The following is a 16,653-nucleotide window of genomic DNA, read 5'->3' as shown; positions in this document are numbered from 1 at the left end:
GGGGCACGCCTTGACTGAGCGGCATGCGTACCGAGGTTGCCATCATCGGCGCCGGCCCCGCCGGACTTCTGCTGTCCCACCTGCTCGCCCAGGACGGGATCGAGTCGATCGTGGTGGAGACGCGCTCCGCGGAGTACGTCGCCTCCCGGATCCGCGCCGGGGTGCTCGAACACTCGACCGTGGAGCTGCTCGATTCGGTCGGTCTCGGCGGGCGGCTCCGGGCCGAGGGCGACGAGCATCGAGGGATCTACCTGCAGTGGCCGGAGGAGCGGCACCATCTCGACTTCGTCGACCTGACCGGATGCAGCGTGTGGGTATATGGGCAGACCGAAGTACAGAAGGATCTTGCTGCCGCGCGAAGCGCCGCGGGGCAGGAGATCCACTACGAGGTCACTGATACCGCGCTGCACGATCTCGACACCGAGCGCCCGTCGGTCAGTTTCAAAGACATCGATGGCACTCGTCAGACCATCGAGGCGGCTGTCGTGGTCGGCTGTGACGGGTCGTTCGGGCCCAGTAGAGCAGGGATTCCCCAGACCGTGCGCGAGTCGGCGGAGCGGGTCTATCCGTACTCCTGGCTGGGCATCCTGGCCGATGTCGCCCCCTCGACGGACGAGCTGATCTATGCCTGGCATCCGGACGGTTTCGCGATGCATTCGATGCGCTCGGCAACTGTCAGCAGGCTCTACCTCCAGGTGCCCAACGGCACGGACGTCAGCACCTGGTCGGACGACCGGATCTGGGACGCGCTGGCGACCCGGCTCGGCCACGGCCAGAACGGCTGGCGGTTGCGGCCGGGACCGATCACCGAGAAGAGCGTCCTGCCGATGCGCAGCTTCGTCCAGACGCCGATGCGGCACGGACGCCTTTTCCTGGCGGGCGACGCGGCGCACATCGTGCCCCCGACCGGCGCCAAGGGCCTCAACCTCGCCGTCGCGGATGTCGCTGTACTTGCCCCGGCACTACTTGCCCTACTTCGCAAGAAGGACGCCGGCCCGGCCAACTCGTACTCCGAGAACGCGCTGCGCCGGGTCTGGCGCTGCACGCATTTCTCCTGGTGGATGACCACGATGCTGCACATCAGCGAGGACCCTTTCGACGCACACCTCCAGCTGTCGCAGCTGCGCTGGGTCACGTCCAGCGAAGCCGGTGCGGCGGGTCTCGCCGAGAACTATGCGGGGCTCCCGATCGGCTTCTGAACGGGGTCGTTGACAACGTCCCAAGCGGCCCGGTTTCAAACCTCCGGGCACCCATGGCATTTGTCATGGATCTGAGGGGTGGAAAGCGGTCTCTGGAGGGTGACAACGCAGTCACTTGGCGTGTTGGTGTCAGCGGCATTTCCGCGCCTTGCTGGCGAATATCGGCAGGCATAGTGTCCGGTCGCGCGCTTCACCGGCGGTGGAAGAGGGGGAGGGATCGCAGGTCGTCGAGTGGGGAGCCGGAGCGTTCCAGGCGGAGGTGGTGCTGCCGCTTGCCAGCCCGGCGGTGCGCGACCCGCCCAGCACCATTGTCGCGAAGGGACCATACCGATGGTCTTGTTCCAGCGTTCCCGCACATCCGCCACCGTTCTCGCGATCGCCAGTCTCACGGTAGTCACCGGGCTGGGATCCACGGTCTCCACCGCCGCACCGAGTGCGGCGCCACCGCCCAGGCCGACACCGGCCCAGTCGAAGACGTTCGCGGCCCAGTCCGCCTCGACCCTGGTGGCGGGCCGCCCAGCCGGACTGCATGCCGGCAAGAGCGACAGCTTCATCGCCAAACCGGTCATCTCCGACCCGTCCGGGCTGCAGTACGTCCCGTACGAGCGGACGTTCAAGGGCCTGCCCGTGATCGGCGGCGACTTCGTGGTCGTCACCGATGCCGCCGGCGCCGTCAAGGCGACCTCGGTCGCGCAGACCGCCGCGATCCCCGAACTCGCCACCAAGGCCGGTGTCAACGCCGCCACCGCGAAGGCGACCGCGACCAAGCAGCTCAAGAGCGTCACCGCCAGTACGACGCCGACGCTCGCGGTGTACGCCCTCGGCAGCACCCCGCGGCTGGCCTGGCAGTCCCGCGTCACCGGCAGCAACGGCAGCGAGCCGTCGAGCCTGTCGGTGTACGTCGACGCGGCCACCGGCAAGGTGCTCGGCACCAAGGAGCACGTGCTGGCCGGCAACGGAACACCCGCCTTCAGCGGTCCGCCCCCAGTCACCCTGGCCACCACGCTGACCGGTAGCACCTACTCGATGAAGGACCCGGTCACCACGAACCTGTCCTGCCAGGACGCGGCGAACAACCAGACGTTCTCCGGCCCGGACGACAACTGGGGCAACGGCACCGGCACCAACAAGGAGACCGGCTGCGTCGACGCGCTCTACGCCGCGCAGACCGAGAAGAAGATGCTGACCGACTGGCTCGGCCGCAACGGCATGGACGGCAGCGGCGGCGCCTGGCCGATCCGCGTCGGCCTGAACGACCAGAACGCGTACTACGACGGCACGCAGGTCCAGATCGGCAAGAACACCGCCGGCGGCTGGATCGGTTCGCTCGACGTGGTGGCGCACGAGATGGGCCACGGCATCGACGACCACACTCCGGGCGGCATCTCGGGTGGCGGAACGCAGGAGTTCGTCGCCGACACGTTCGGCGCGGCCACGGAGTACTACAGCAACCAGCCGGCGGCGTACGACCCGCCGGACTTCCTGGTCGGCGAAGAGGTCAACCTGGTCGGCAGCGGGCCGATCCGGAACATGTACAACCCGTCGGCGCTCGGCGACCCCAACTGCTACTCGAGCTCGATCCCGGGCACCGAGGTGCACGCGGCGGCCGGCCCCGGTAACCACTGGTTCTACCTGCTGTCGCAGGGCAGCAACGGTTCACCGGCGAGCCCGACCTGCAACAGCTCGACGGTGACCGGGCTGGGCATCCAGAAGGCCATCAAGATCATGTACAACGCGATGCTGATGAAGACCAGCAGCAGCACGTACCTGAAGTACCGCACCTGGACCCTGACCGCGGCCAAGAACCTGTACCCGGGCAGTTGCGCCGAGTTCAACACCGTCAAGGCGGCGTGGGACGCGGTGAGCGTTCCGGCGCAGGCAGCTGACCCGACCTGTACGACGGGCGGCGGCGTCACCGTCGGCAACCCGGGCAACAAGACCGGCGTCGTCGGTACTGCGATCGCTTCGTTCACGCTGACCGCTACCGGCGGCACCGCGCCGTACACCTGGTCGGCCACCGGCCTGCCGGGCGGCATCACCATCGGCTCCTCCACCGGCACCATCTCCGGTACTCCGACCGCGGCGGGCACGTTCAACGTCACCGCCACGGCCGCAGCCACCGCGGGCGGCTCGGGCAGCACGTCGTTCACCTTCACCATCACCGGTGGCGGCGGCGGTTGCTCCGGTCAGGTGCTCGGCAACCCGGGCTTCGAAGCCGCGAGCGCGACACCGTGGACGGCGACGTCCGGGGTGATCGACAGCTCCTCCGGCCAGCCGAGCCACGGCGGCACGAAGAAGGCCTGGCTGGACGGTTACGGCACCACGCACACCGACACCCTGAGCCAGTCCGTCACCATCCCGGCCGGCTGCACCGCGACCCTGTCGTTCTGGCTGCACATCGATTCGGCCGAAACGACCACGACGGTCCAGTACGACAAGCTGACCGTCAAGGCCGGCGCCACCACGCTGGCGACGTACTCGAACCTCAACAAGGCCGCCGGCTACCAGGTGCGGTCCTTCAACGTCTCGTCCCTCGCGGGCACGACGTCCACCATCACCTTCACCGGCATCGAAGACAGCTCCCTGCAGACCTCGTTCGTCATCGACGACACCGGCCTGAACCTGAGCTGACCTCCTGAGAGGGGCCCCGGCAACCACCCAATGGGTTGCCGGGGTCTCGTCACGTCCGGGCCAGGTACTGCGTGACGAGGTGGTTGGTGTACTTGCGGGGGACCGGCTCGCCGGTGACGAGGACGCGGTAGTAGATCGGGCCGACCAGTTGCTCGATCACCGCATCGACCGCGGTGGTCGCGGGGAGGTCGCCGCGGTTGATTGCTTTGAGCAACGGCTGGCGGTCTCGCTCGCGTTGTCCGACGAGGTGGTCTTCGCGGAGCCGCTCCGCTAGTGCCGGGTCGTGTTGTGCTTGCCCGTGCAGAGCGCGGAAGACGGCGCCGGCGTCTGTCTTGGTGAGGAAGTCTGCGATCCGGCGCAGGTGGCGGCGGAGGTCGGTGGCCAGGTCGCCGGTGTCGGGCGGCGTCAGGTAGTCCGCGGCGTCGTCGATGAAGGCTTCGAGCAGGATCTCGGTCTTGGACGGCCACCAGCGGTAGATCGTCTGCTTGGCGACGCCTGCCCTGGTGGCGATGCCCTCCATCGTCAGCCCGGCGAACCCTTTCTCCACCAGGAGACCGTCGGCTGCCTCGAGCACGGACTGCCGCGCCTCCTCGCTCCGCCCGTGTCTGTTGCCGTGGTGCATGCCCGATCGCTCCTCCGTGGGGGTGTTCTTGTCTAGACTCTACGTTGCGTCTAGCCTAGCTGTCATGACCAACACACTGGAGAGTCCGGAAGTCCGCAACGTGCTCGATCGGCTGTTCGCCGATGCGGAGCGCGACGATGATGTGCCTTCGCCCTGGGCGGAGGGTCGTTCTTATGAGTCGGCGACCGCTTTGGAGCGTGCCGATGCGTTGGCGGAGGTCTACATGCCGATCTCCGCTGCTGGGGGTGGGTTGCTGTATTCGCTGGTGCGTGCGGTGCGGCCGAAGACGGTGGTGGAGTTCGGTACGTCGTACGGGATCTCGACGGTGTACTTGGCTGCTGCTGTTGCCGACAACGGGGTCGGGCGAGTGCTGACGACCGAGCTGAGCGAGACGAAGATCGCTGCTGCGCGGGGGAGTTTGGATGAGGCCGGGGTTGGCACCTCGGTGACCATCCTGGGCGGGGACGCGTTGGAGACGCTCGCCGAGGTGCCGGGTCCGATCGATTTCGTGCTGCTGGACGGGTGGAAGGACCTCTGCCTTCCGGTACTACGCCTGCTGGAGGACCGGCTCGCTCCGGGTGCTCTGGTTGTTGCCGATGACATCAGTTTCGCGAGCATGGGGGAGTACTTGGCGTATGTGCGCGACTCGGCGAACGGGTACGTCAGCACCGAGTTCCCGGTCGAGGACGGGATGGAGATCAGTTGCCGGGCGGCTAGTTGAGGGTCATGCGGGGTTCGCCGTTGAGCAGACCGGTGCCGGCGATCGCGCAGGAACCACCGCGGTTCTGGGTGTAGGCCTGCCGGACGCACGAGCGAACAGCCAGCTGACCCCAGTAGTTCGGGTGGATGGACTCCTGGATGAAGTAGTTCGAGCCGACCGTGGTGACGGTGCGGATCTGGTTGACCCACTCGGTCTTGTCGACAGCCGTCGCTTGGGTCCAGGAGGACAATCCGACCTCTTCGTACAACCCGACAGTCTTCTCGCAGAGCCGGCGACCGTTGAAGGTCGACTGCAGCTCCAGCAGCCGCGCATTCGCCAACCCGGACTCACCGATCGCCGCCCGCACGGTGCTGTTGATGGTCGGCAGGGCGGTGGTGTTGGCCCAGTCGGCGTCGGCGTTCCAGAAGCCGCAGCCACCGGTGCTCTGCCGCGTGAAGCCGGTTTGGCCGTAGCGGAAGCCACTGGCCGCAGGGATCGGCGACGGATACGTCTGCACCAGCAACGTCCACGCGGTGTCGCCGTACCCCGCATTGCGCATCGCGGTCCGGACGTTCTGGAAGGCGGTCGAGATCCGGCCACGCACCGCGGTGACGTTGGCCGCAGTGAAGTTGGCGACCACCGAGGAGTCGTCGCGGCAGTAGTCCGGGTTCCACGAAGGCGAGACCAGGAAGTTCGTCACGCAGGACTGCACCACCGACGCGAAGTTGAAGTCGTTGCCGCCGATCGAGACGACCACCTGCTTGACGTTGTGGCCGGCCGCGAACTGCTGCAGGAGCTTCGCCTGGCCGAGTTTGCCGGCGCCGTTGTCGTAGAAGTCGAGCCCGGGCTTGAAGTCGTCTCCGGCGGAGGTGGCGGTGCGGGCGCCGGAGCAGGCCAGGTTGAGGCCGCCGACGCCGCCGCCGATGTACGCCTCGGCCGACTTGCTGCGGTGGCACTTGGCGATCGTCTCCGCGGTCCCGGCCGGGTTGTCGTGGTACGCGTGGGCGCCGAGCGCGTCGGCCGGCGCCTCGGAGTTGTTGGAGCTACCGGCCCAGCGGCCTGCTTCGCCGGAGATGTAGGAGTCGCCGACGGTCACGACGTACGGCGTACCGGAGCCGGGGCCGTCCGCGTGGGCTGCGGGGGCGGCGACGACCAGGCTGCCGGCCGTCAGGGCGAGTGCGGTGATGGACAAAGACAGGCGACGTGAACTGAGCACCGGGCGGTCCCCTCGTGGAAGGTGGCGACCGATCGGACCCCGTGACGGTCACCGTGCAGCGAGAATGTACTTCCGGGTAACGACCGAAGATAGACCGAGAGTGCTGGCACGTTTGCGCCCTGTCACCACCGGGTCAGGTTCCGGGCAGTTTCTGCTCCGGATAGCGGGGCGACCACCAGGCCTGCCAGCGCGCGTCGACACCTGCGCGGACCTCGTCGCCGACGCCGTAGAAGGTCAGCACGGCCATCGCTGCGCCGGTCGGCTTCTGCTCTGAGACGCCGGCATGGCTGAGCACCAGCAACCCGTCGCCCCACTGGTCCACCGTCAGCCCGACCTGGTTCTCGGACCGGAAGAACACCTGACCGGTCACCAGCTCGCCGACCACCTCACCCTCGTACGCCGAACCAACAGCGCCGTCGAGCCCCAACTCCGAAGCCGGCCCCGTACTGCGATCACCCGCGCCCGAGTAGAAGAGCGTCCGCCGCGCCTCACCCGGATGCCGCTCCAACGCGAACCGGAGCTGCTGGATGAACGTGGTCCACCCCTCGGTGATGTCGTCGTAGTACGCATCCCATTCCGGGTCGTCGCCGTGCGGCGCCCGCGTCAGCGTGATCCGCGACCCGCCCTCCCAAGGCTCGACCGCGAACACGTCGCCACCCTGGAGCTCCAGCGTGTGCGCCTCGCCGTCCTCGGTGAAGGCGGTGAAGAAGATCAGGTCGATCTCGGCATCCAGCCCCTCGTACTCCCAGCCGTGCCAGTGCTGGATCTTCTCCTTGTTCCGCAGCGCGTCCCAGACCGCCTCGACCGGCGCGGCCACGGTCACCACGATCCGCGGCGTCCCCTCGCTCATTCAGCTCCTCCTGTACTCCGCGGTGCCGGGTGACCGCCGGCGACCAGTCGATAAGGCCGCCCATCGGGCGTATCGAATGCCTCGACCACCTGCCGAACCGCCTCGGTCAGCGCATCGGTGAAGCGATGCAGATCGCCAGGCTTGCCCAGCCTTACTTCTGTCTCCAAGGTGAAGGTCAGCAGCCGCTTGCCCTCGGCATCGGCCTTGTTCTGCATCCGGGCCACGTCGCGAACGGTGCCGGCGGCAACCTCCACCAGGTGCTCGGCCGCGTACTGATCGCCGAGCTGGCTGAAGGCCCGGCCCATCACCGACGGATCGACGACGAACGACCCGGAGGTCGCGCGCAGGATCCGCTCGACGCACCCCCGCCGCTGCCGCTCCTCGACCAACTCGACCAGCCCGGCCTTCTCGAGCTCACGCAAGTGGTAGTTGACCCGCTGCCGAGGCAGCTCCAACACAGCCGCCAGCTGAGTCCCGGACGCAGGCTCCTGCAACAGGTCGAGCAGTTGCCGCCGCAACGGCGACAGCGCTGCCCGGACCTTTTCGGGCTCCTCCAGCAACTTCATGCCGCCCACTGTGGTATTGACAGTTTCATTTGTCAATACGCGATGGGAGAGCATGGGACGCATGTCGCAGCTGCCGGTGGGGAGTCAGGTCGTGGTGCGGGAACGGGCCGGCGCGACCGGGCGAGTCAGCAGGATCACCGACGACGGTCAGTACGTCGTGAAGCTGGTGGACGGGCGGGAGCTGACCGTCCGAGCCGACCAGCTCAGCCTGCGCTCGGAGTACCAGGCCGAGGCGATCGCGGTGGATCAGCCGGACGGGCATCGGCTGGTGCGGGAGCACACGATCTACGCGGCGGTGGTGGGGTCGAGGGCGTACGGGCTGGAGACGGAGACCTCGGACACCGACACGCGGGGCGTGTACGTCGCGCCGACCGAGATGTTCTGGTCGCTGGGCAAACCGCCGATGCATGTCGACGGGCCGGACGAGGAGTGGTTCTCGTGGGAGGTCGAGCGCTTCTGTGAGCTGGCGCTGAAGGCGAACCCCAACCTGCTCGAAGTACTGCACTCACCGCTTGTCGTACAGCAGACCCCTCTCGGCGAGGAGCTTGTTGGCCTCCGCCGGAGCTTCCTGTCGCAGTTGGCCTACCAGACCTACTCGGGCTATGTGCTCAGCCAGTTCAAGAAGATCGAAGCGGACTTCCGCCGGGACGGTGCTCCGAAGTGGAAGCACGTGATGCACCTGATCCGCCTGCTGATCGCTGCGCGGACGCTGCTCGACGAAGGTGAGTTGCTGGTCGATGTCGGCGACCATCGCGAGCGGCTGCTGGCGGTACGGCGCGGGGAGGTGTCGTGGGGCGAGGTCGAGCGCTGGCGGATCGAGCTGCATGCCGACCTCGAGCGCGCGCTGCGGACGACGAGCCTCCCGGCGACTCCTGATGTGGCGGTGGTGGACGGCTGGCTGAGGTCGGTCCGGAAGAGGAGTGCGCACGACACCTGCTGCTGATTGCGATATTTACTTAACCAGGTGAAGCTATTGACAGCGGACCTGGTTGGGTAAATAGTTTCAACCTGAAAACAATCAGAAAGCAGAGTGAATCAACAGTGTCGAACATCAAGGTGCTGCAGCTCCGCTCGGCGGGTGTCAGTCTTGTGCTGGACTGTTCCGGTCCGGCGTTGCCGTCCGTGCTGCACTGGGGTGCAGACCTGGGACCGCTGGACGAGGCGGCGCTGGTTGGGCTCAGGCGGGGAGCCGGTGCGGTCCAGGAGGGTAACGGGCTGGACGACAACCTGCCGGTCGCGATCGTGCCGGAGTACTCCGCGGGCTGGTTCGGCCTGCCGGGGCTCAACGGGCATCGTGATGGGCAGAACTTCTCCGCGTCCTTCCAGCTCGGCGAGGTGACGCAGACCGGCAACACCGTGAACGTCGCCGCTGCCGACGCGCAGGCCGGGGTGAGTCTCGCCTTGGTGATCGAGCTGACCGACTCGGGTCTGGTCCGGGCCAAGGCGGAGCTGACGAACACCGGCGGATCGGCGTACACGGTCGACGGGCTGGTGCTCGCGCTGCCGGTACCGACCGAGGCGACCGAGCTGCTCGACCTGACCGGCCGGCACATCGGTGAGCGGCACCCGCAGCGGCACGCGTTCACGCAGGGCGCGCACATCCGCGACAACCGCCGCGGTCGCACCGGCGCCGACGCCACCCTGTTGCTGATCGCGGGCGGCCGCGGTTTCGACTTCGGCTCTGGCGAGGTCTGGGGCGTGCACACCGCCTGGAGCGGCAACCACCGCTCGTACGCCGAACGCGGCATGAGCGGGTACGCCGTGATCGGCGGCGGCGAGCTGCTGCTGCCCGGCGAAGGCCGCCTCCAACCCGAGGGCTCCTACAGCACCCCTTGGATCTACGGCTCGTACGGCGTCGGCCTCGACCAGCTGTCGACCCGATTCCACGAGTACCTCCGGGCCCGCGAAACGCACCCGAAGACGGACCGCCCAGTCGTGCTGAACACCTGGGAGGCCGTGTACTTCGACCTCGATCTCGACAAGCTGAAGGCACTCGCCGACGCGGCCGCCGAGGTCGGCGCCGAGCGGTTCGTGCTCGACGACGGCTGGTTCCGCGGCCGCCGTGACGACCACGCCGGCCTGGGCGACTGGTACGTCGACGAAGGCATCTGGCCGAAGGGCCTGCACCCGCTGGTGGACCACGTGACCGGCCTCGGCCTGCAGTTCGGGCTGTGGTTCGAGCCGGAGATGGTCAACCCCGACTCCGACCTGGCCCGCGAGCACCCGGACTGGATCCTTGCCACCGGCAACCGGCTGCCGCCGACCGCCCGGCACCAGCAGGGTCTGAACCTCGGCATCCCGGAGGCCTGGAACTACCTGCTCGAGCGGATCGACAGCATCCTGACCGAGTACGACATCAGCTACGTCAAGTGGGACCACAACCGCGACTTCGTTGACGGCGGCAACCAGCAGACCGGTACGGCGGGGATCCACGAGCAGACGCTCGGCGTCTACCGGCTGCTGGACGAGCTCAAGCGCCGCCACCCCGGCGTCGAGATCGAGTCCTGCTCGTCCGGCGGCGCCCGGGTCGACCTCGCCATCCTGGAGCGGACCGACCGGGTCTGGGGCAGCGACAGCAACGACGCGCTCGAGCGGCAGAAGATCCAGCGCTACACCCAACTGCTGCTGCCGCCGGAGCTGATCGGCTGCCACGTCGGCCCGCCGAAGGCGCACACCACCGGCCGGACCCAGACGCTCGCGTTCCGGGCGGCCACCGCGTTGTTCGGCCACTTCGGCATCGAGTGGGACATCAGCGCGGCGTCGGCCGGGGAACGCGAAGAGCTGGCAGGGTGGGTCGCGTTGCACAAGTCGCTGCGGCCACTGCTGCACACCGGGCGGGTTGTTCGCGCCGATCGTGGCTCGGACGACTTCCTGCTGCACGGTGTGATCGCTCAGGACGGCTCGCACACGGTGTACTCCGCGGTGCAGCTGGCCCAGTCGATCACCTCCGACACGGGCCGGGTCCGGCTGCCGGGTCTCACCAAGGACCGGGTCTACCGGGTCAGCAAGATCGCCGCGCCCGGCCCGGAGCCGCGGCACTCGGCGAAGTGGTGGGCCGACGGCGGCACGGTCGAGCTGAACGGCGCCGCACTGGCGGCGGTCGGCGTCCAGGTGCCGGCGCAGTGGCCCGAGACCGCGATCCTGCTGGAAGTCCGAGCGATCGACTGAAGCCGTCGCCCGGCCGACGGCCAACCCCGAGGAGGACAACGTCCCCGTGACCACGACGACGAGTACGCCGGACGGCGTACGGCGGAAACGACGAAGGTACGGGGATCTGAAGGTCGCGATGATCTTCCTGGCCCCCGCGACGCTGGGCTTCGTGGTGTTCTACATCTGGCCCACGCTGCGGGGTGCCTACCTCAGCTTCACCGAGTACAGCCTGCTGTCCGCGCCGAGGTTCAACGGCCTGGACAACTACGACCGGATGATCCACGACAAGTTCTTCTGGAACGCGCTCGGCGTCACCGTCGAGTACGTCGTGATCAACATCGGGCTGCAGACCGTGCTCGCGGTCGGGATCGCGATGCTGATGTACCGGCTGACCCAGTCGATCACGGTCCGGGCGGTGATCCTGGCGCCGTACCTGGTGGCGAACGTCGTGGTCGCGCTGGTCTGGTACTGGATGCTCGACTTCCAGATCGGCATCGTCAACCAGGGCCTGAGCTGGCTCGGGATCGACCCGGTGGCGTTCTTCGGCGACTCGCACTGGGCCATCCCGACCGTTGCCGGGATCAACGTCTGGCGGCACATGGGCTACACCGCGCTGCTCGTCTTCGCCGGCCTGCAGACGATTCCGAAGTACGTGTACGAGGCGGCCGAGGTGGACGGCGCGTCCGAGCTGAAGACGTTCTGGCGGATCACCCTGCCGCTGCTGCGGCCGGTGATGGTGATGGTCCTGGTGGTCACCATGATCGGCTCGTTCCAGATCTTCGACACCGTCGCGGTGACCACGATGGGCGGTCCGATCAACGCGACCCGGGTGATCTACTACTACATCTACGAGCGGGCGTTCACCCGGTTCGACTTCGGCTACGCCTCCGCGATGGCGATGGTGCTGTTCGCCATCCTGGCGATCGTGTCGCTGCTGCAGTTGCGGTTGCTGCGGGCCAAGGAGAGTGACCTGTCATGAGGACCCGCGTGAGTCCGGGCCGCGTGGTCGCCTGGGCCTGCCTGATCGTGCTGACGATCCTGACCCTGTTCCCGTTCTACTGGATGCTCCGTACCGCGCTGTCGAACAACACCCAGCTGGCCGGCCACCCCGGCTCGCTGCTCCCGGTCGAGACGACGCTGGGCGCCTTCAAGCGGGTGCTCGGCCTGTCAACCGTTGCCGAAGCACAAGCCCAGGGCGGATCAGGTGCCTCGGTCAACTTCTGGCTTTACCTGCGCAACTCGTTGGTGGTGGCAGCCGTCACGACGGTCTGCCAGGTGTTCTTCAGCGCGATGGCGGCGTACGCGTTCGCCCGGCTGCGCTGGCCCGGCCGGGACCAGGTGTTCGCACTGTTCCTGGCCGCGCTGATGGTGCCGCCGATCTTCACCACGCTGCCGAACTTCGTGCTGATCAAGAACCTCGGGCTGCTGAACAGCTTCGCCGGCATCATCCTGCCGGGCGCCTTCATGACTCCGTTCGCGATCTTCTTCCTGCGCCAGTTCTTCCTCGGCATCAGCCGTGAGCTGGAGGAGGCGGCGATGATCGACGGCGCCGGGCACCGGCGGATCTTCTTCGGGATGATCATCCCGATGAGCGTGGCGCCGATCACGACGCTGGCCATCCTGACCTACATCAACTCCTGGAACGACTACTTCTGGCCGTTGCTGGTCGGGCAGCAGGAACAGGTCCGCGTGCTGACGGTTGCCCTGGGCATCTTCCGTTCGCAGACCCCGCAGGGCAGCCCGGACTGGGCCGGTCTGATGGCCGCGACGCTGATCGCCGCGCTGCCGATGATCCTGCTCTTCCTGGTGTTCGCGAAGCGGATCACCAACTCCATCGGCTTCTCCGGAATCAAGTGAGGTGGCTGCGATGAACCTGTCCCGACGAACCTTGCTGAAGGCCGGAGTCGCGGGCCTGGCCGCCTCGGCGGTGGCCGGCTGCAACAACGGCGCCGCCGACCGGCCCGACGGCGAGATCTCCTACTGGCTCTGGGACGCCGCCCAGCTGCCGATGTACCTGGAGTGCGCCAAGGCCTTCCAGCAGCAGAACCCGCAGTACTCGGTCAAGATCGAGCAGAACGGCTGGAACGACTACTGGAACAAGCTGGTCACCGGCTTCATCTCCGGTACCGCGCCCGACGTGTTCACGTCGCACTCGTCGAAGTACCCGCTGTTCGCCGACAAGCTCCAGGTGCTCGCGATCGACGACTACGTCGCCAAGGACAACGTCGATCTGGGGATCTACCAGAAGGGACTGGCGGACCGCTGGGTCGGTGCCGACGGCAAGCGGTACGGACTGCCGAAGGACTTCGACACCGAGGTCTACTTCTACAACAGCGCGCTGACCGAAGCGGCCGGGATCAGCGCCGAGCAGCTGAACTCGATGACCTGGAATCCGAAGGACGGCGGCACCTTCGAGCAGATCGTCGCCCGGCTGACCGTCGACAGCAAGGGCCGGCGAGGCGACCAGCCCGGCTTCGACAAGGAGAACATCAAGGTCTACGGCCTCGGCTTCGGTGACGCCGGTGGCTCCGACGGCCAGACCAGCTGGAGCTGGTACGCCGCGACCAACGGCTGGAAGTACTCCGAGGGCGAGCCGTGGGGCACCAAGTTCTTCTACGGCGACCCGAAGTTCACCGAGACGATCGGCTGGTGGCGCGGGCTGATCACCAAGGGGTACATGCCGACGCTGGCGCAGGCCAAGTCCGGAATCGACATCACCGCGACGTTCGGCGCGGGCAAGTACGGCATCACCCCGAACGGGTCGTGGATGCTCGGCACCTACGGCTTGCTCAAGCAGGTGAAGACCAAGCTGGCCCGGCTGCCGGAGGGTCCGAACGGCAAGCGGATGTCGATGATGAACGGGCTGGCCGACAGCATCTGGGCGGGCACCACCCGCAAGGACGCGTCCTGGGCGTGGGTGAAGTTCCTCGGCTCGCAGCAGGCCCAGGACATCGTGGCCAAGGCTGCGGTCGTCTTCCCCGCGGTCAGTGCCAGTATGCCGACGGCAACGGCCGCGTTCGCCAAGGCGGGCTGGGACATCGCACCCTTCCTCGAACCTGTTGAGGCGGGCAACGTCTTCCCCTACCCGGCCAACCCGAACGCTGCCGATGTCACCGCGGTGATGACGCCGGCGATGGAGTCGGTGCTGGGCTTCCAGTCCGACCCCAGCTCGCTGATCCAGGCCAACAACGACGTCAACCAGATCCTGTCGGCGAACTCCTAGCTGGCGCTGCTGTAGCGGCGGCTGGCGAGGTGCCAGTGCAGGACGGTGAAGGCGAAGCCGATGGCCAGTAGTAGCAGACCTGCTGGGAGCGCAGTGGCGGTGCCGGTCAGTACGTCGACCGGCACCGCCGCGATCAGCCCGGCGGGGACGATCGTGGTCAGGACCAGCTGGACGGACTTCGGGAAGTAGACCAGCGGGTACTTGCCGGCTTCGCGGAGCTGGAGGGCGACGTCGTTGACCGGGTCCGTGCTGTCGAGCCAGAACGCGAGATAGACCAGGTTGGCCCAGAGCAGGCTGTAGCCGATGCAGCCGGTCGCGGTCCAGAGCGCTGCCTGGGCGAGCAGGGCGGGATCGAGCTGCACGTTCGCCGCGTGGGCGCCGGCCACCGCGAGGCTCAGACCCGTGAGGACCCGGCCGAGCTCGGCCGGCTCCATCCAGCGGAAGGTCGCGAAGAGCTGGGCGTTGACCGGGCGGATCAGGATCAGGTCGAGTTCGCCGCGGCGTACGTAGCCGTCGATCCGGCGGAGGTTCGGGGTGACGAAGCAGTCCATCAGGCCGGTGCAGGCGCCGTACAGGCCGACGATGACCAGGGTCAGCGGTCCGCTCCAGCCGTCGGCGGCTTGCGCGATACCGGTGAGGATGAGGACCGGGATCAGGCCGAGGACCAGCTCCGCGGCCGAGGCGACAGCGTTGATGATCGTCTGGCTGCGAAACTGCAGGTCGCGGCGGACCGCTTGCCGGAAGCAACTCCACCAGAGCCGGGCGTACCGCTTCATGCGCCGGCTCCCTGGTAGCTGCGCAGACCGACTCGCCAGGTGAACACCGCAACGCCGAGGAACGCGGCGAACCAGCCTGCCTGCAGGGCGAAACTGCCGGCGGACGGCGCGCCCAGCAGGACCTCCAGCGGGAACGACACCATGAACCGGAACGGCTGGACGGCGAGGAAGCCGGAGAACATCGCGGGGAAGAGGGCGAGCGGGATGAGCGCGCCGGACAGGATGCCCGAGAGCAGGAAGCGCAGCCGGTTGACCGCGGTGACGTCCTCGAACCAGAACGCCAGCGAGCCGATCACGATGTCGAGGGTGAACGTCATCGCGCCGGCGATCAGCAGGGCCAGCAGGAAGGCCAGCCAGCGACCGACCGAGGACGGCAGGGCGACCTCGTCGCGGAAGATGACGCCGAGAGCGGCGACCAACGGGATCAGCAGGACGAGCTTCACCAGCTTCTCGCCGACGTTGTTGGCGAGGCCGTTGAGGTGAGTCGAGCACGGGCGGATCAGCCACTTGCTCAGCCCGCCCAGCCGGATGCTCTCGGCCAGGTAGGCCGAGGTCCAGCTGGAGGTCAGCATGGTGACGACACTGACCAGTACCAGGTACGTCGTCAGGAAGGACTCGGTGACCGGCGGGGTCGCGCCCTGCTCGATGGCGCCGCGCCAGACGAGCAGCGAGATCGCCGGGGCGATGATGTTGCCGAGCTGCAGGAACAGCAGCCACCAGCGGTAGGTCAGGGTGGTGGTGATCTCGCGGGCGATCAGCGCACGGAGTACGCGGGCGGACCTCACGCGTCGGCCGTGAAGAGCTTGGACATCACCTGGTCGAGGTCGGCGTCGACTCCGGCGTCCGACTGAGCGCGGAGGGCGGCGAGGTCGCCGTCGAAGATGGTGCGGCCGTGGTTGATGACGGCGACCCGGTCGCACAGGGCGGCGACGTCGTTCATGTCGTGGCTGGTCAGCACGATCGTGGTGCCGAGGTCGCGGTTCAGTTCGGCCAGGAAAGTGCGGACGGTGAGCTTGGCGACCACGTCCAGGCCGACGGTGGGCTCGTCGGCGAACAGCAGGTCGGGGCCGTGCAGCAGGGCGAGCATCAGCTCGCAGCGCATCCGCTGGCCGAGTGAGAGCTTGCGGACCGGGATGTTCAGCAGGTCCTGGATCTGGAGGCGCTCGGCGAGGTCGGTGACGGACTGGTCGAACCGCGCCTTCGGGAGGGCGTACATCTCCTTGTGGATCAGCAGCGAGTCGTACGTCGAGACGTCCCACCAGAGCATCGACTTCTGGCCGAAGACGACCGAGATCCGGGAGAGGAAGTCGTAGCCGCGTTTGGACGGGCGATGGCCGAGTACCGCGACCTCGCCTGCCGTCGGGCGGAGCAGGCCGCACAGCATCTTGATGGTGGTGGTCTTGCCGGCGCCGTTCGGGCCGAGCAGGCCGATCACCTGACCGCGCGGGACGGTGAGATCGAGCGAGTCGACCGCGACGCGCTCACGGCGCTGCGGGCGGAAGAGGCCTTTGACGGCACCGCCCAGACCGGGGCGTTGCTCGGTGTAGCGGTAGGTCTTGGTCAGCGCATTCGTCCGGATCGCAGGCACCTGTTCGAGACTAGCGCCCCGGCGGGATCTGGATCACCTGGTTTTCGGCCGTGTACCTCAGCGGGAGTAGGCGAGGTGTCGCCGTGGAGACGACGCGGTGGGGGTGGGTGTGGCGACACGATCGGTGCAGTC

Annotated in this window: 15 protein-coding genes; 8 read left to right on the top strand and 7 right to left on the bottom strand. The window is 67.6% G+C overall.

Translation table 11 applies throughout. From position 1 onward, the window contains the following. Positions 1 to 23: 23 nt before the first annotated feature. On the top strand, positions 24 to 1,199 hold the full coding sequence (locus tag AB0P21_RS11540) for a 4-hydroxybenzoate 3-monooxygenase (protein WP_363695774.1): 1,176 nt from the start codon (positions 24 to 26) through the stop codon (positions 1,197 to 1,199). Positions 1,200 to 1,529: 330 nt separating this feature from the next. Further along, entirely contained in the window at positions 1,530 to 3,830 is a 2,301-nt protein-coding gene (locus tag AB0P21_RS11535; RefSeq protein ID WP_363695772.1) for a M4 family metallopeptidase, read from the top strand. A 49-nt stretch (positions 3,831 to 3,879) separates the two neighbouring features. Here AB0P21_RS11535 and AB0P21_RS11530 read toward each other — a convergent pair whose 3' ends face one another. Then, positions 3,880 to 4,452, bottom strand: a complete 573-nt coding sequence (locus AB0P21_RS11530; RefSeq protein WP_363695770.1) for a TetR/AcrR family transcriptional regulator — start codon at positions 4,450 to 4,452, stop codon at positions 3,880 to 3,882. Between the two features lie 64 nt (positions 4,453 to 4,516). Here AB0P21_RS11530 and AB0P21_RS11525 point away from each other — a divergent pair, with 64 nt between their 5' ends. Next, complete coding sequence (locus AB0P21_RS11525; RefSeq protein WP_363695768.1) at positions 4,517 to 5,173, top strand: class I SAM-dependent methyltransferase; 657 nt, start codon at positions 4,517 to 4,519, stop codon at positions 5,171 to 5,173. On the opposite strand, the gene AB0P21_RS11520 is transcribed toward AB0P21_RS11525, so the two are convergent. The 3 genes from AB0P21_RS11520 to AB0P21_RS11510 form a co-directional block, all read right to left on the bottom strand. Beyond that, positions 5,166 to 6,368 (bottom strand): hypothetical protein, encoded by a 1,203-nt coding sequence (locus AB0P21_RS11520; protein WP_363695766.1) that lies wholly within the window; start codon positions 6,366 to 6,368, stop codon positions 5,166 to 5,168. The genes AB0P21_RS11525 and AB0P21_RS11520 overlap by 8 nt on opposite strands. Before the next feature lie 133 nt (positions 6,369 to 6,501). Continuing rightward, on the bottom strand, positions 6,502 to 7,218 hold the full coding sequence (locus AB0P21_RS11515; protein ID WP_363695764.1) for a hypothetical protein: 717 nt from the start codon (positions 7,216 to 7,218) through the stop codon (positions 6,502 to 6,504). Further along, complete coding sequence (locus tag AB0P21_RS11510; protein WP_363695762.1) at positions 7,215 to 7,784, bottom strand: helix-turn-helix domain-containing protein; 570 nt, start codon at positions 7,782 to 7,784, stop codon at positions 7,215 to 7,217. The genes AB0P21_RS11515 and AB0P21_RS11510 overlap by 4 nt, the downstream gene beginning before the upstream one ends. Positions 7,785 to 7,845: 61 nt before the next feature. Between AB0P21_RS11510 and AB0P21_RS11505 the strand changes: the two genes are divergently transcribed. The 5 genes from AB0P21_RS11505 (at position 7,846) to AB0P21_RS11485 (ending at position 14,157) form a co-directional block, all read left to right on the top strand. Further along, positions 7,846 to 8,727, top strand: coding sequence for a nucleotidyltransferase domain-containing protein (locus tag AB0P21_RS11505; RefSeq protein WP_363695760.1), 882 nt, complete (start codon positions 7,846 to 7,848; stop codon positions 8,725 to 8,727). A gap of 98 nt (positions 8,728 to 8,825) precedes the next feature. After that, entirely contained in the window at positions 8,826 to 10,952 is a 2,127-nt protein-coding gene (locus AB0P21_RS11500) for an alpha-galactosidase (protein WP_363695759.1), read from the top strand. A 46-nt stretch (positions 10,953 to 10,998) separates the two neighbouring features. After that, positions 10,999 to 11,913 (top strand): sugar ABC transporter permease, encoded by a 915-nt coding sequence (locus AB0P21_RS11495; protein WP_363695758.1) that lies wholly within the window; start codon positions 10,999 to 11,001, stop codon positions 11,911 to 11,913. Next, the gene (locus AB0P21_RS11490; protein ID WP_363695757.1) at positions 11,910 to 12,791 is read left to right on the top strand and encodes a carbohydrate ABC transporter permease; all 882 of its coding nucleotides are present in this window, start codon (positions 11,910 to 11,912) and stop codon (positions 12,789 to 12,791) included. The genes AB0P21_RS11495 and AB0P21_RS11490 overlap by 4 nt, the downstream gene beginning before the upstream one ends. Before the next feature lie 10 nt (positions 12,792 to 12,801). Continuing rightward, positions 12,802 to 14,157 carry an extracellular solute-binding protein gene (locus AB0P21_RS11485; protein WP_363695755.1) on the top strand — a complete coding sequence of 452 codons (1,356 nt, stop codon included), beginning with the start codon at positions 12,802 to 12,804 and terminating at the stop codon, positions 14,155 to 14,157. On the opposite strand, the gene AB0P21_RS11480 is transcribed toward AB0P21_RS11485, so the two are convergent. From AB0P21_RS11480 to AB0P21_RS11470, 3 genes are read right to left on the bottom strand one after another with little or no spacing between them, the layout of a single operon-like run. Beyond that, positions 14,154 to 14,933, bottom strand: coding sequence for an ABC-2 family transporter protein (locus AB0P21_RS11480; RefSeq protein WP_363695754.1), 780 nt, complete (start codon positions 14,931 to 14,933; stop codon positions 14,154 to 14,156). The two genes, AB0P21_RS11485 and AB0P21_RS11480, sit on opposite strands and share 4 nt — an antisense overlap. After that, positions 14,930 to 15,718: an ABC-2 family transporter protein gene (locus AB0P21_RS11475; RefSeq protein WP_363695752.1), complete on the bottom strand. Its 789-nt coding sequence runs from the start codon at positions 15,716 to 15,718 to the stop codon at positions 14,930 to 14,932. Before AB0P21_RS11475 ends, AB0P21_RS11480 begins: the two co-directional genes overlap by 4 nt. Then, the gene (locus tag AB0P21_RS11470) at positions 15,715 to 16,521 is read right to left on the bottom strand and encodes an ATP-binding cassette domain-containing protein (RefSeq protein WP_363695751.1); all 807 of its coding nucleotides are present in this window, start codon (positions 16,519 to 16,521) and stop codon (positions 15,715 to 15,717) included. Before AB0P21_RS11470 ends, AB0P21_RS11475 begins: the two co-directional genes overlap by 4 nt. Positions 16,522 to 16,653 lie beyond the last annotated feature (132 nt).

It is taken from the genome of Kribbella sp. NPDC056861 (genome assembly GCF_040687575.1).
In the GTDB taxonomy this organism is placed as follows: domain Bacteria; phylum Actinomycetota; class Actinomycetes; order Propionibacteriales; family Kribbellaceae; genus Kribbella.
This window is presented reverse-complemented; position numbering and strand designations above follow the sequence as displayed.